This window comes from Flavobacterium sp., assembly GCF_050696275.1.
GTDB lineage: Bacteria > Bacteroidota > Bacteroidia > Flavobacteriales > Flavobacteriaceae > Flavobacterium.
On sequence record NZ_JBOGUT010000016.1, the window covers coordinates 67,103 to 80,502 of the forward strand.

The 13,400-nt window shown below is 31.6% G+C and carries 19 protein-coding genes and 2 pseudogenes; 13 read left to right on the plus strand and 8 right to left on the minus strand.

From position 1 onward, the window contains the following. Position 1: 1 nt before the first annotated feature. The 10 genes from ACRDEC_RS09815 (at position 2) to ACRDEC_RS09860 (ending at position 4,428) form a co-directional block, all read left to right on the plus strand. Positions 2-253, plus strand: coding sequence for a hypothetical protein (locus ACRDEC_RS09815; RefSeq protein WP_431498163.1), 252 nt, complete (start codon positions 2-4; stop codon positions 251-253). After that, positions 250-702, plus strand: a complete 453-nt coding sequence (locus ACRDEC_RS09820) for an ASCH domain-containing protein (RefSeq protein ID WP_431498164.1) — start codon at positions 250-252, stop codon at positions 700-702. The genes ACRDEC_RS09815 and ACRDEC_RS09820 overlap by 4 nt, the downstream gene beginning before the upstream one ends. 2 nt (positions 703-704) lie before the next feature. Then, positions 705-1,115, plus strand: a complete 411-nt coding sequence (locus tag ACRDEC_RS09825; protein WP_431498165.1) for a hypothetical protein — start codon at positions 705-707, stop codon at positions 1,113-1,115. A gap of 5 nt (positions 1,116-1,120) precedes the next feature. Beyond that, complete coding sequence (locus ACRDEC_RS09830; protein ID WP_431498166.1) at positions 1,121-1,318, plus strand: hypothetical protein; 198 nt, start codon at positions 1,121-1,123, stop codon at positions 1,316-1,318. A gap of 177 nt (positions 1,319-1,495) precedes the next feature. Further along, complete coding sequence (locus ACRDEC_RS09835) at positions 1,496-1,771, plus strand: hypothetical protein (protein ID WP_431498167.1); 276 nt, start codon at positions 1,496-1,498, stop codon at positions 1,769-1,771. Between the two features lie 184 nt (positions 1,772-1,955). Beyond that, positions 1,956-2,453 (plus strand): hypothetical protein, encoded by a 498-nt coding sequence (locus ACRDEC_RS09840; protein ID WP_431498168.1) that lies wholly within the window; start codon positions 1,956-1,958, stop codon positions 2,451-2,453. Continuing rightward, a complete protein-coding gene (locus ACRDEC_RS09845) occupies positions 2,450-2,827 on the plus strand; it encodes a hypothetical protein (protein ID WP_431498169.1) in 378 nt (125 codons plus the stop codon). Before ACRDEC_RS09840 ends, ACRDEC_RS09845 begins: the two co-directional genes overlap by 4 nt. Positions 2,828-2,829: 2 nt before the next feature. Next, positions 2,830-3,231, plus strand: a complete 402-nt coding sequence (locus ACRDEC_RS09850) for a hypothetical protein (RefSeq protein ID WP_431498170.1) — start codon at positions 2,830-2,832, stop codon at positions 3,229-3,231. A 22-nt stretch (positions 3,232-3,253) separates the two neighbouring features. Further along, complete coding sequence (locus tag ACRDEC_RS09855) at positions 3,254-4,168, plus strand: hypothetical protein (protein ID WP_431498171.1); 915 nt, start codon at positions 3,254-3,256, stop codon at positions 4,166-4,168. A 17-nt stretch (positions 4,169-4,185) separates the two neighbouring features. After that, positions 4,186-4,428, plus strand: coding sequence for a helix-turn-helix domain-containing protein (locus ACRDEC_RS09860; protein ID WP_431498172.1), 243 nt, complete (start codon positions 4,186-4,188; stop codon positions 4,426-4,428). 9 nt (positions 4,429-4,437) lie between these two features. On the opposite strand, the gene ACRDEC_RS09865 is transcribed toward ACRDEC_RS09860, so the two are convergent. The 6 genes from ACRDEC_RS09865 to ACRDEC_RS09890 form a co-directional block, all read right to left on the minus strand. After that, a complete protein-coding gene (locus ACRDEC_RS09865; protein WP_431498173.1) occupies positions 4,438-4,857 on the minus strand; it encodes a helix-turn-helix domain-containing protein in 420 nt (139 codons plus the stop codon). An 8-nt stretch (positions 4,858-4,865) separates the two neighbouring features. Next, positions 4,866-6,155 carry a phage integrase SAM-like domain-containing protein gene (locus tag ACRDEC_RS09870; RefSeq protein WP_431498174.1) on the minus strand — a complete coding sequence of 430 codons (1,290 nt, stop codon included), beginning with the start codon at positions 6,153-6,155 and terminating at the stop codon, positions 4,866-4,868. Between the two features lie 518 nt (positions 6,156-6,673). Next, positions 6,674-7,756, minus strand: a complete 1,083-nt coding sequence (gene gwsS / locus ACRDEC_RS09875; protein ID WP_431498175.1) for a grasp-with-spasm system SPASM domain peptide maturase — start codon at positions 7,754-7,756, stop codon at positions 6,674-6,676. Positions 7,757-7,934: 178 nt separating this feature from the next. Next, on the minus strand, positions 7,935-8,918 hold the full coding sequence (gwsG, locus tag ACRDEC_RS09880) for a grasp-with-spasm system ATP-grasp peptide maturase (RefSeq protein WP_431498176.1): 984 nt from the start codon (positions 8,916-8,918) through the stop codon (positions 7,935-7,937). 8 nt (positions 8,919-8,926) lie between these two features. After that, positions 8,927-9,154 (minus strand): hypothetical protein, encoded by a 228-nt coding sequence (locus ACRDEC_RS09885; RefSeq protein ID WP_431498177.1) that lies wholly within the window; start codon positions 9,152-9,154, stop codon positions 8,927-8,929. Between the two features lie 18 nt (positions 9,155-9,172). After that, positions 9,173-10,147, minus strand: coding sequence for a hypothetical protein (locus ACRDEC_RS09890; protein WP_431498178.1), 975 nt, complete (start codon positions 10,145-10,147; stop codon positions 9,173-9,175). A 256-nt stretch (positions 10,148-10,403) separates the two neighbouring features. Between ACRDEC_RS09890 and ACRDEC_RS09895 the strand changes: the two genes are divergently transcribed. After that, positions 10,404-10,898 (plus strand): hypothetical protein, encoded by a 495-nt coding sequence (locus ACRDEC_RS09895; RefSeq protein WP_431498179.1) that lies wholly within the window; start codon positions 10,404-10,406, stop codon positions 10,896-10,898. On the opposite strand, the gene ACRDEC_RS09900 is transcribed toward ACRDEC_RS09895, so the two are convergent. Together ACRDEC_RS09900 and ACRDEC_RS09905 are read right to left on the minus strand one after the other, a co-directional pair. Then, positions 10,865-11,815, minus strand: a complete 951-nt coding sequence (locus tag ACRDEC_RS09900; RefSeq protein ID WP_431498180.1) for a hypothetical protein — start codon at positions 11,813-11,815, stop codon at positions 10,865-10,867. The genes ACRDEC_RS09895 and ACRDEC_RS09900 overlap by 34 nt on opposite strands. Before the next feature lie 69 nt (positions 11,816-11,884). Further along, complete coding sequence (locus tag ACRDEC_RS09905; RefSeq protein ID WP_431498181.1) at positions 11,885-12,940, minus strand: tetratricopeptide repeat protein; 1,056 nt, start codon at positions 12,938-12,940, stop codon at positions 11,885-11,887. Between the two features lie 92 nt (positions 12,941-13,032). Between ACRDEC_RS09905 and ACRDEC_RS09910 the strand changes: the two are divergent. Both ACRDEC_RS09910 and ACRDEC_RS09915 read left to right on the plus strand, forming a co-directional pair. Then, positions 13,033-13,164 (plus strand): annotated as a pseudogene (locus ACRDEC_RS09910) (hypothetical protein); the annotation flags it as partial. Between the two features lie 45 nt (positions 13,165-13,209). Then, positions 13,210-13,400: pseudogene (locus ACRDEC_RS09915) on the plus strand (transposase); the annotation flags it as partial.

Sequence of the window (13,400 nt, forward strand, 5' to 3'; positions counted from 1 at the left end):
CATGACAGAAATCACAAAAAAAGGCTTTCAAATCATAAAAATGAACACAGCCCAAATGCTAAAAATAGGCGGGCTGTGCATTTGTGATGATTGCAATAATGCAATGTTCAGTAGCACATATATCGGTGCCCTGAATAGCTGCTACTGCGACGACTGTTTCAAAGATTTTGAAGAAAGAGCCACTTATTATCCCGAGGACAAAGGAGTTGAAACCAACAATATTAACCGTGTAACCCGAAAACTTGAATTATGAAAGCACTTTCAATAAAACAGCCGTGGGCATCACTAATTGCTCACGGCATTAAAGACATCGAAAACAGGAAATGGAAAACAAACTTTCGTGGTCGGATTTATATTCATGCTTCAGGACAAATAACCAAAGGATTATATTCTGATTTTCTACCTAAAGAGCATTGGAAAACATTAACAGAACAACAAAAAAACGATACAATATGTTTTTCGCAACTAACATCAGCAATCATAGGCGAAGTTGATATTGTAGATTGTGTAATGAATCATTCAAGCATATGGGCTGAATACACCGCTGGTTATGAAGATGAAGGAGTATTTATACCTAATCAAAAACCAATTTACAATTGGGTATTGGCTAATCCTGTTCTATATGATAAGCCAATTCTAAATGTGAAAGGAAAACTTTCTTTCTGGGAATATTGTGAAGATGGTAAAACTAAAAATCATTAACCATGGAAAATACGTTAGAAAACAAAGCAAAATTCTTCTCGTTATACTACGGGCAGAATATCCGCAGCTGGAATGAAGACGACCAGGGCCGGGTGGCCAAGGTTGGTCCTACTTACATGACCAAGCGCATAATTTCGGAATGTCATTTGAAATTAGATAATCCTGAATTCGGAATTACTGCAGAAGATAAAAAATTTCTTGAAAAATCAATGATTGGTTTTGTTTTCGGAATTGAGTTAGTCGGCCATTTCGCTTATCTAGAAGTTAAAAGCTCTCTTTGGAAAGGCAAAAAACTTGTATCGCTAAACGCTGTTCAATTGGATTATTTGCGCTCTAAAGGATTCGCTTTGCCTTGGATGGAATTGTCAGTAGAAAAGCTAATCGAATACGGCTGGATTAAATTGTACTACTAATAGCCATGGGAAAATTAAGAGAGACTTTCGGAAATGTGAAATCGGGCCAGGATCACAATTCAGATTGTGAGAAAGTGGCCGAGGAATTTGCTATTAAGTTTTACGACTGGTGTAAGAAAAATGTAATGTTCCGGGGGAGTGATTTGCTGCTAAAAACAGATAAAGAGCTTCTCCGGATTTTCAAGGAAGAAAACAGATATTAATCAAAACAATATAGTTTAAGAGAGTGAGCTTACCGGGTACTATGTAGATAGTTACATACCGAGCCGGCGAGACTGATAGCTGTCTGGATTTGTGTTTCAGCATCAGGTAAGTTAAAAACGAGGCGTCTCTACACGCCTACACTCTCTTTTAAAAATCAACCTTTATAAATAGAAGTCATGCAAACAATAAAAATGAATTGCGATTGTGGTAGAACACACGATGTCATACGAGATAAAAGCGCTCCGAATAATGCAATTTCTATGGGCTGCAATTGGTGTCCTGATTGTGAAGATACCGCTGATGATTATTATGACGAATGGTATAACACCAATGATGGTGACGATGATACAACCCCTGATGTTCCAGACAATCAGTTAATGTTATTTTCCATTGCTGATGATATTTTGCAAAATCACGAAATCAAACAAAACATTGAAACAACACAGTTATGAAGGAGCAAACAGAAAAACAGAAGTATTCAAAAAGCCCTTTATTCGGATATCGAAAGCCGGTTAAAGACGAATGCGGCACCTGGTGCAATTGCACTATTCCAACACTAACAAGATCCGGAGTTGAAAATCGTCAAGCCTATTGCTTGCGTTGTGGACACTACTGGTATAACTAAAATCAGGAATTATGGAAAACAGAAAATTAATACCGATGGTGGATTATGTTTTAAAAATATCAGATTTGATAAATGATAATGAAACATATGTAGAGGATAAGTGTAGGCAAATGGAAGCTTGTGAGGTTTACGCGGAATTCCTAAAACAAACCCCCGAACTAAAACACTTCGTACCGTGTGGGAAAGATGGGATGCCTTTGGAAGAACCAATTGACAATACTTGCAAAAATTGTGATCATAAAAAAGGCGAGGATATATGCTGTCATTTTGAGGCGTGGCATGAAGCAAAAGAAAGTGTATTATTTGATGGGCTTAAATTAATCCATGAATCACAAGGGTATGCACAATTAGAATTAAAAAATGCTGATTTATTTATTACATTTCACGATGGCAAAATTTATTTTGAAAATGAATTGTATGAGAAAGATATCCCAATTTATAATATAGAATCATTAATAGAATTGGATTTAACCTTAACAGAGGAAACCGCTAAAAAATTAAGATTATGAAACAGACTAAATCAATTTGGAAAAAAGAAAACGGCGATATATTATTTCAGGAACATATTTTTGATTGCGAGCTTCCGCCAGTAAAACGATTAATAATGTACAACGGCAGGGATTACGAGGTAAAAAGCGTGAAGCAGGTATTTAACCCGCCAGGCGGCATTAACTACAACGAAATCACCCTTGGCAGCGTTTCCAAACTGGCCGACGAATGGATTACTCTTGAAGTAACCAAAGGCCGCGCCCGGAGAATTTGTCAAATCACCGTGAGAAGATCCGATGTGAAATCGATTCACAATGATTTACTTTTAATTGAAAGAGAATTTTACAAACCGGTTGACCGCCAAAAAGTGGTTGATATCCTAAACAACAAATAGCCATGGAAAATATTTTTTTCTCCCCAGAAGAAATTGAGAAAATTGAAAATCAGTCATTTGTAGATGATCAGGAATATGTAGATGCCATGAACGAGTATTTTGAAGAGTTGACAATACATCGAGAAAATGAAAAAAGAATCAACGACAGAATTTTAAAAGCTGTTGAAAAATTAAAAGGCAAGGATTGGTTTGAGGACCTGAAGCACTATATGAAAGATGCAGAACTATGTGGTACTTTTTCTATTACAAGAAAACCAAAAGGGACTTTTCAAAAAGAAGGTTACGAACATCTTCCAGGCGTTTGGGTTGACCAATACACTGGTTATGAGTGCGACGACTATTACGGAACCGTTTCGGTACAATTAAAAGAAAACAGATGGCTGGAAATGCCATTTAGTTGTTAAAAAACCATAAAAGAACATACTTATGTTAATAGATAAAATTGAGGATTCGAAAAGAATTTTTGAATATGCAATTAAAAAAAGTAAACCAGATGTCATAATTGCTCTTGTATCCGGAGGAGATGACAGTATTGCTGCCATGACTGTTGCCAAATTAGTTGGTAATATTGACTATGTTGTTCATGTTGATACTACAGTTGGCATTCAAGCAGTAACTGATTTTGTTAAAGATTACGTAAAAGACCCTTTGATAATTGCAAGAACAAATGAAGAAACTTACGAAGAATTAGTTCTTGAACATGGTTTTCCTGGACCAGGGCAGCATCAAACAATGTACATAAAATTAAAAGAACGTGCATTAAGATTAGTTCAAAGAAGATTTCAACTCGAGGGATCATTTTGTAGAATTGATGGAAAAACTGCTCATAAAAGAGAAATTCCTCTTATCTATCATCCTAATCATACAGACATAGAGTGCCTTGTGGTAAAAAAACCAGAACGTAGAATAATGTACATTTCCGGCGGCAGAAAAGACGAAAGTATCCGAAGGATGGGAACCGTAAAAGAATTCCATAAAGAAGGTAATCAATACTGGTGTAGTATTATAGCTAACTGGTCTAAACAAGATATTTACGAATTACAAAAATCGGAGAATTTACAAAGAAGCCCTACAAGCAAGATCCTTGGCAGATCTGGTGAATGTAATTGTGGTTCTTATGGATTTATCGAAGAAGTTCAGGAAATGGAACATTTTTTCCCAAATGATCCAAATGTAAAAATGATAATTCGACTTCAAAAAGAGTTACAATCCAAAGGGCATAAATATTGTAATTATGGCCACGGAAGGCAGAACAAACAAATAGTTTCAGATCCAAAAGAAAAAATTGTTCAACATCTATGTAGTACCTGTATTAATAACCCACGTTCTGCATGTAAATAATCTTAAATTTTTAAACCATGACTACCAATATAGAATCCACAGAAAACTTTCTGCTCAAACAATTTGCAGAATTTGTAAAAGCCAAAAGACAAGCGTTAGGTAAAACTCAGGCAGAATTAGCCCTAGAAGTCTTCGGAAATACCGAAGCAAGGAAATATATCTCCGGAATAGAAACCGGCGGTAAAAAGGGCCTCACAATCGCAACCATGGAGAAAATCCTAAAAGTGCTAAAATCAGAAATAAACTTCACGGAAAAATAAAAGCGGTTATCACACCGCTTTTTTTGTTTCCAATAATTCCTTCAACAATTCATTTGTCTGGACCTGCAACTCATTTCCCCGTTGCTGCAGCATAATCAAAGTATTCAGTTTTTCCAGCATAATTGCCGAATCCACATTATCGTGCTTTTCATCCAAAATGTTAAACATATTCATTTGATTTTTCTTCTGGGATTCGTCCAGCAAAACCTCTCCTTCACCTTCTTTCAAAAATCTATAACTTACTACAGGAAAAGTAATCATTATTCTCTCAATCATTGAAGGAGATAATTTATTTTTCCCATTTATAACATGATAAATAGTCGAAGAGCTGTACTTTAATTTTTTTGTAAAAGAATGAATTGTTAGGTCCAAAGCTTCCAGGACTTTGTTTATTTTTTCAGAATCTGTAATAGTGATAGTGTCGTTCATACTTATAATTATTTGGTTTGATATTTTTTATTCCAGGTATCACGCAAAACCTCCGCATGCTCCCGTTTAGATTTTTTAATATATTTCAGCATCATTTTTTCAGTACTCCAACCACCTATGTTTTGTATCACAGCATTCGATACAACACCATGTAAATTGGTTGCAAATGATCTTCTACAGATATGCGAAGATACCAATTTATATTTTGGGTATACTCCTACTATATCTCTTTTGCTTTCCCCATCAAACAACTTCCCTTTGATTTGATAATCAAGGCCCACGCAAAAACATATATCTTTTATGTATTTATTGAATTTTTGGTCGGAAATTTTAGGAGGAAGCAATCCAACTCTTTTATCTAAAATAGTTTTCACAAATGGATGAATTGGTATGGAAACCCATGTATCGGTTTTTTCAGTACGGATTTCTATAAAATCCCCATCAATATTTGAAATGTTCAAATTGTTATTGAAATCGGAAACTCTTAAGCCGGTGCAAAGACCAATAACAAAATTATCCCTGACATTGTCTATGGTTTCATTGTAGCTGAAATCATGTTTGAATATCAATTCTATTTCATTTTCTGAAAGATATGGTTCCATCACTTCCTCTGTCGGTGTAGCGAATATTTTTTCCTCAAAACTTTTATGGGTTTCAATACTCAATCCGCTGGCCCGGTTCACAAAAAATCGTAACCGGCCAATATGCCGCTTTACCGTATTTTCTGCATATTCTTCTGTTTTTTCCAGGAATGTTACAAAATCATTTATTTGATCCGTATCAAAAGTTTTAAACTTCACCTTTACCTTCTTTTTCTTTTCAAAATTTTCGAAAATTTTCGTGAAGGACTGGTATTGTTCAATGGCTGTATTACTCAGGTATTGGTTTTTCTCTGTTTTCCACGTTTTGGCTTTATTTTTTAGCCACCAATTAGCGAAATCCAGATAATATATATTGTGGGGCTCAATGATATTTTTAACTTCATTGTTTGGCCGGTTGAAGAATTTATTGATAACAGAATCCAACCAAGCTTTATCAATAATTTCCCCGTTCATAAAAGCCATATTGAATTCATCTAAAACAAATGTTTTTAATGATGCTAATTTTGAATTCAATTTATCCCGATTTTGAACCTCAATGACATTCCTGATTTGTTGCCGCTTATCATCCCAATTTTTAGGATTGACAAAAATATTTACTTTGGAAAAAAAATCCTTTTTCCGACCGTTTGATAATCTGATGTCAAGGTTAGCAGGATTGCTTTTTTTGTTCCTGATAAGAATATTAACTGTAGCCATATTTATCCATTTATTTTTTTAATAGAAATTATCAGCGCACAACATTACGCACAACAAATATATATATTATTTATATACAAACAATACAAAATATTGTATTTTGTATATATTAATATAAATTTTATATGTATTTAGTATTGGTTATATATAAATGTAGTATAAAAAACTAATCCCACCGTGGTCACTTTAAAAACCTATTTATAAGCATTAAGAAGGTTTTTGCTAAACATTTGCTAAACATATTTAGGCAAATGTTTAACAAGAACCTTTTTTTATAGCACTTCAATTCCTGCAAATAATATTGAAAATTAGAAAGTAATTATTAAAACAGCAGAAATATATTTACTTTGTTATATTTTAAAGTTAATTGTGTAAATGTTCGTGATATGTCATTTGAAATAATTAAAGAATTAGGTTGGATAAATATTCAAAATTATAACAATGATATTATAAATATAAAATGATTCCCTGCTAAAGGGTAAAATCAATTCAGATAACTAAAAAATATTACGCAAAAATTACTTTTCACATTCCATGCGATAATATGCAATGGCCTTTTGTTTTAATGGATTTGTACTCCATTCTTCCCATGTATTTGTATAGGGGCTATAACCGCATTTTAAGGGCTTGGAATATTGATTTCCTGGTTCTTCTACATAAGCACGACAATCGGTGCATATATGACGGAATTCGCAATCTTTACAGACATCAATCTGATCTTTTGTTATATTCCAATGCTTTTTGAAGTCAAGATGATTAAGTGCTTCTTCCAAAGTAGTATTTTCTATGTTACCAAAACTTTCCGGCATAGAAGGGCAGTTTTTTATTTCACCATTTATATTGATTGATATTTTTTTATGAAGACAGGAATTGTGATGCAAAGATTCAAAGACTTTGTATTTATTAATATTGTTGAAATACTTACTGTCAACAATTCCGCAGTTTCTGAAATCTTTTAACTCATGATCAATGAAAATAATATTGAAAGTTCCTTTTGAAACTTCTTTATTCTTGTTTGCCGAAGAATGCAAAGTAAGCTCTGTAATCCTGAAATTGTTTTTATCTATATCCGCAATAAACTCAAATACTTCTTCGGAATATTTTAAAATAAGTTCTATTGATCTGAAATTGGTTTCGTTCGTAGCTTTTAGTATATATTTTAAGATGTCTAAATCGAGTGATTCATAACAAACAAATTGCACATCTTTACAATACAAGGACTCTAATCCGTTAACTATTTTATCAATGTTTGCAATTGTTTGTTTTGAAATTTCAACGATACAATTCGTTACATAGGATGCTATTTCAAAGCTGGTATCTATGTTTATAAACGAATCAAATTCATCAGCACCAACTATGAATCCAAACTCATTCTCAATCAAAAAATCTAAATATTCATTTATAATATCTTTATTTTCTACCCCATATAGATTAATTACTTCATTGATGGAACTCTTATCTTGCAAATGCGAAATTATTTCCTGCATTGTATCCGGTATGGCAGTAAAATTATTCCTTTGGATATCTAAAATCAAGCCTCTATTATATCCCTTGGTAACAATACAATTTGCAAATACTTTAAAATATTTCTTTGTTGTCATTTACTTAATACGTGAAATAGGTTTATAGAATTTAAATAGGGAGTAGTTCGAATCCTTATATTTTTCCGAATAAACTGTTTTTCCAGACTTTATGATTTGTTCATTTTGTTTGTAAACTAATTCATTATATGATAATGGGAGCTTATCTTTATTCTCCTCAACAAACTTTTGTATTTCTTCAATTTTCATAACTCAGGTATTCAGCTATTTTTTTTTCTATGTTATAATTACAAGGGAAAGATGTCATCCCAAATTGTCCAACTGGATTTACCTCTAGAAAAACATAATTATCATCTGGAGTAACTATCATATCAATTGAACCACTATTAAGATCTAAATTCTTCATTAATGTATCTAATTTTTGCTCGATCGCTAATGGAAGTTTAAATGGCACCCTTCTGTTTGGCTTGGTATCATTATAATTTCTAAAATCAACACTGGTCTGATTATCATTTTGTGAAAATATGGCCATTGTATAAAAATCACCAGCTAAATAAAAAATGCGTAATTCGTATTTTTTCGCAATGTGGTTTTGAATCAAAGAAGGAGAAAATGATTCCGGTATCTTCCAATCAGGTTTTACTTCTGTAGTATAATTGAATACTATGAAATTTTCAAATTCGCGAATTGAATCGCCACTCATTGATTTAGTTATAAATGCATTTTTATAATTACTACTAACTGTTTCTAAATTGATTCTGTTTGAAAAAATATAATCATCCGGAGTTTCAATATTGCAATCTCTAGCCATTGAAGTGACTATTAATTTATTGACATTTGCATTTTTTATTGAGCTTAAATGATGTATTTTGTTGAATTTATAATATACATACTGCATGAGAATATTTAATTCCATGTTCTGAAATTCATCAAATGGGTCAATTCCTGTTGAATCAGTTTTTAAATTTAAAAAACCTCTTCTGTACCAAAAACTCCTAATATCAGAAAATTTAAACTCAATTGTATTAAGCTTAAATACAATTTCATTTCCACAAAATTCAATTTCAATTTTATCTTCCTGATTTATTCGAATCCATTTTTTATCCAGAATATCTAACCACTCAATAACTTGAGTGGTTGATAAATCTCTTTCGTCAGATAATAGTAATATCATAATGAAGATAAAAAATGCCTGAGAAACCCTAAAAGGAATCTCCAGCATTGTTGAAATTAATAATTTACTAGTATGCCTTCTTCTTTATCTTGAAAAAATCCCATTCTATCCTTCCTTGCCCATCTTATACAGTCAGATGTTGGAAAAGAAGTATCTTCATAACGAACTGATTCTGACGATTCAGGTACAGGTTGACCAATGCCTCCTTCAGTGTTTAACAATTCGTCTTTTTTCAGGCTAAGGCCTTCTTGTTTAAAGGTTTCTAATGATTTTAGTTTTTTCATAATTATAAAATTTAAAAATTAATTGATTTCTATTTTCTCTTCAAATATTTGATTGTATCTCCAAACTTCATGTCTGAAAGAAGGTAATCCTATAGACTTTCTAATAGAGGTTATTTTTTTAGGATAAATCAAATTAAAACCAGGAAAAGTTCCATAAAGTTGTCGGGGGTTATTTTTTTTCTCTGTTTTTTGCAACATACTTTTGTCATAAATTGCAGCATAATCAGCTGGTAAAAAAGTCCCTTTTTTTACACCTTCCAACATCATTGGTAAATATTTTTCTTTCACATTCATATCCTGATGCAAAAAAATAGTGGTGAAGGACACTGATTTATAATTCTTATCAGTACCATCAGAATAACTTACATCCCCAATTACTTTATAATTTGGGTAACCATATTTAGAAATAATATCTTCAATTTCTGTTTTGTGCTTTTCCTGATAAAATTTTATTTTTTCAAGATTATAATCCATCCTTGGTGCTTGATCTTCTTCTGACATGATTACAATTTTTTGCCGTAAATCCAGATTAATCTTTTTGGAGTGTTCAATCTTTAATGTTTGTATTTCCGTTTCTGTAAGTTTTGAAATCTTCATAATACTGTCATAAAAATCGAATGAATTTTTATGTGAGATACTAATATGTCCAAAATCAGCATAGCCTCTTTTGATTTTTTTATCAATATCTTTTAAATGATGTGTTAAAACTGATGAAGCAATGTAAGTGCTATACTCAAAATATCCTTCCATGTTCAAAGGCTCGTAATGTTGAAATAAACTATCAAGAATCTCATAACTTCTTTGATAGTTATTAGTAAGAAACAAGCTGTCCGCTTCGTATACTTTTAAGTAATAAGGTATGTAGTTGATTTCTTTTTTAGCAACTGAATTATTACTTATTTTAACTGTTTTACATGAAAAAAGCGAGTGAATTAATATTAAGGCTATTAAGAAGCCTGAAATCTTTTTTAGTGTTATAATATATCTTTTCAAAATTTCTTAGCTGCTTGATTAATTCTTACAAATGAAAGAAAAAAAGGAGAGTTTAAAATGTAGTCCTTTAACTTAATTTTATTTTTCAATAATATTTTAACAAACAATACGTCAAAACCTTGTCATTTGTTAAATGGCAATAAAATTAATTTTTTAAATTCAGTATTTATACTGAATGATAATGTTCATGGGGTATTCAAAAAATATTATCTTTAACAGAGGTAAAATATTCTATAAAAATGTATAAGACAAAAGTATGTTTAATATCACTTTAATTTTTACTATACATAAAGAATGTGGAAACTGTAATTCTACTGAATTACATAAAATTATTGAGAAAATATGTCCTGAAATAATATTTGAAGAACTTTCATACAGCTGTTTCGACGAATGCTATAAAAAAGAAAGTCTTATTACCTTAGAAACAACAGCAATCAAGAAATATTTGCAAAATCACAATATTGAACATATTCCAGTAGACACTTATCCCATTCCAAAATCATTTCATAACGACATAGATTATATGTATAATAAAATATTCAATAACCATAAAATCATTGAATGTCATAGCTTACGTGTCTTAATAGACAATCAATCTTCATTAATCAGTAAAGAGGGATTTAGCAATCTCAATAGCAATCAAAATGATAAATATTTTAAAAAGGTTAGTATTCTCAAAAAAAGGATATTAGATATCCTGAATAATGAAAAACTATTTTATATAACTAATTTGTCTTTTGTGATTGAATAAATATGTTCCTTTTTCAGAGTCCTCGTTGGTCTGACACTCTTGCCAGTAAAAACAGTATAGTAATAAAAGAAAGATATGTTGTCTTTCCCCTTTTTTTCGATGTTATACGGAACAAAAGGAATCCTCGGGCTTGGTATATATTGTTTTTTTGAAATCTTATTTTTGGCTATATAGTAAAAGGATTTTTTAGTTTCAAACACTATTTGAGTTTCTGAGTTTATTCTTTCTATATAATAGATAGTCTTTAGGTTAATAATTTCGAATTGTTTTTTGGATTTGGATTTATAAAATAAAGTAAAACAATCGTTCTTAAAATAGTACGATATTCCCGTTTTATCATCAAATTTGATTTCTGTGTTTAAACAATCATTAATAATATTTGTATTAGGGGTATTGATAATTGTAGTTATTGTAGCTTGGTTAATAGTTTTAAATTCCCAAGAACAATAGTTCTTTTCATAAAAAATTAATTGTTGATTTTTCTGAATATTATTGACATTTTTGATGGCATATTCTATGAGTTTAAGAGTGATTTGCGCATCAAATAAAGAACTGGCTTGTCTTATTACGATGGAATTTTGTTTAAGAACCTCTTCTTCAGGCTTTCCGTCTTCAAATCTGTTTCCTAAAACTTTTCCTTTATCAAATGATATAAAATAGTTTGGTGTGCAGTTTCCTGTATAAAAATGATTGAAATGAAGAAAAATGGTTTTAGAATACTTCAATTTCTTCGAAAGTTTTTCTGCTAACCGTCCAATGATTAGTGCTTTATTAATTTCTTCGAATGCATCTCCACTTTTTATTCTCACTATTACATTTCCATATCTTTTTATTTCATAGAAATCTTGACTAGAATAGACTTTTGTTATTGAACAAAATAGAAATGAAAAAATGAAAATGTATTTAAGTTGATTCACATCTAAAAATATTACTGGTAAATTTCAAATATACACAACTCTTAGCTGACAGGGCGATTATTCAAATGCTTAATTTTGTTTTTGAGAATTGCTTGATTTCTTTTCAATTTCTTCCCATTTAATTTTGTATTCGTCTCCTTTCCATTTGTTTTCCATCAAAAAGTAAACATCACTGATGTATTTATAAAATTTCACCAGATCTTTATGTCCTTCTCCACGCTGGATAATTTTATTTTCCAGTGCTTTCTCAAAATATCCCAAAGAGATCGTATATTTCTTTTCCTCTTTATATGTATTTCCCAAACCCACATAAGATTCAATAATTTCTACACTGTTAAGCCCAAAAAGTTTTTCTCTGATTTTCATGGCTTTCAAATGAGCTTCGATTGATTTGTCAAAATTCTTGTTGTTCCGATACACATTTCCAAGGTTTCCATAACTTGTTGCTACAGTTGCATCATTTTCTCCCAGTTTCAACAATCGTATCGAAAGCGCTTTGTTATGGTACTTCAAAGATTCATTGTAATTTTCTTCAGCGTTATACACCACTCCCAAACTAATATAAGTCGTAGCAATTACTAAGTTAGCATTGTCCGGCAAAGAAAGTCCAGCAGACAACGCCTTTTCTAAATACATCTTGGCTTTGTCATACTTATCTTGTCTGGTTACTATTATGCCTAATTGATTATAGGAATCTATTAGTTTTTCATATTCCTTTATTCTTTGAAATGCAACAGCTGCTTTTTCATAATAGAATACGGCGCTATCCATTTTCAATTGTTTTTTAAAATCGTCTGCTTTCAAAATGTATGTATCACCCGAAGAACTCGTTTGTCCGTTTACATTACCTATTGAAAACAAAAGAAAGAAAAAAGGTACAATGCTATTTTGAAGTGATTTCATGATTGATGGATTTATTGGCAATGATTTTATGTATGTCGTTCGCTTGGTGTTTGACGAGGTTGTGAAGTTCGGAACCAATTGTTTTCTGTTAAAGATAGAATTTCTTGCGAAACGTAAACGTGAATTTACCACAAAATTCGCAATCTTGCCAAACGCCTGTGCTTGTTGCACAACTATCCAAATATAATAAAATGGTTTGTTTAAAAACATGAATTTTCGCATTTTTAAGAATGCAAGGAAGAAAAGAACTCAGCCCCAAAATGCTTTACCAGGTTCATTTACAAGATTTGGTTTCAGAACATAATTATTATCGAATGCTGGATTCGGCACTAGATTTTCACTTTTTATATAAAGTGACAGCAAAATATTACGCAGAAAAAGGACAAGAGAGTACCGACCCGATAGTGTTTTTTAAAATCTGTTTGGTGGGTTATTTAAACAACAGCAACTCTGATAGAAAACTAATTGAATATTGTTCGAATTGTCTGGATTACGATAAAATGCACCAAAAACTGACTCAAAACCCTCTGTATGCCAAGCGAATGCTTAGAGTGCGAAGCAAAACAGTAGAGCCCGTTTTAGGGACTTTGATTAATTTTTTGAATATGAAAAAGGTAAATAGCCGTGGAATCAGGCAAGCCAACAAACATGTTTTGATGGCAACTATGACCTACAACCTGAA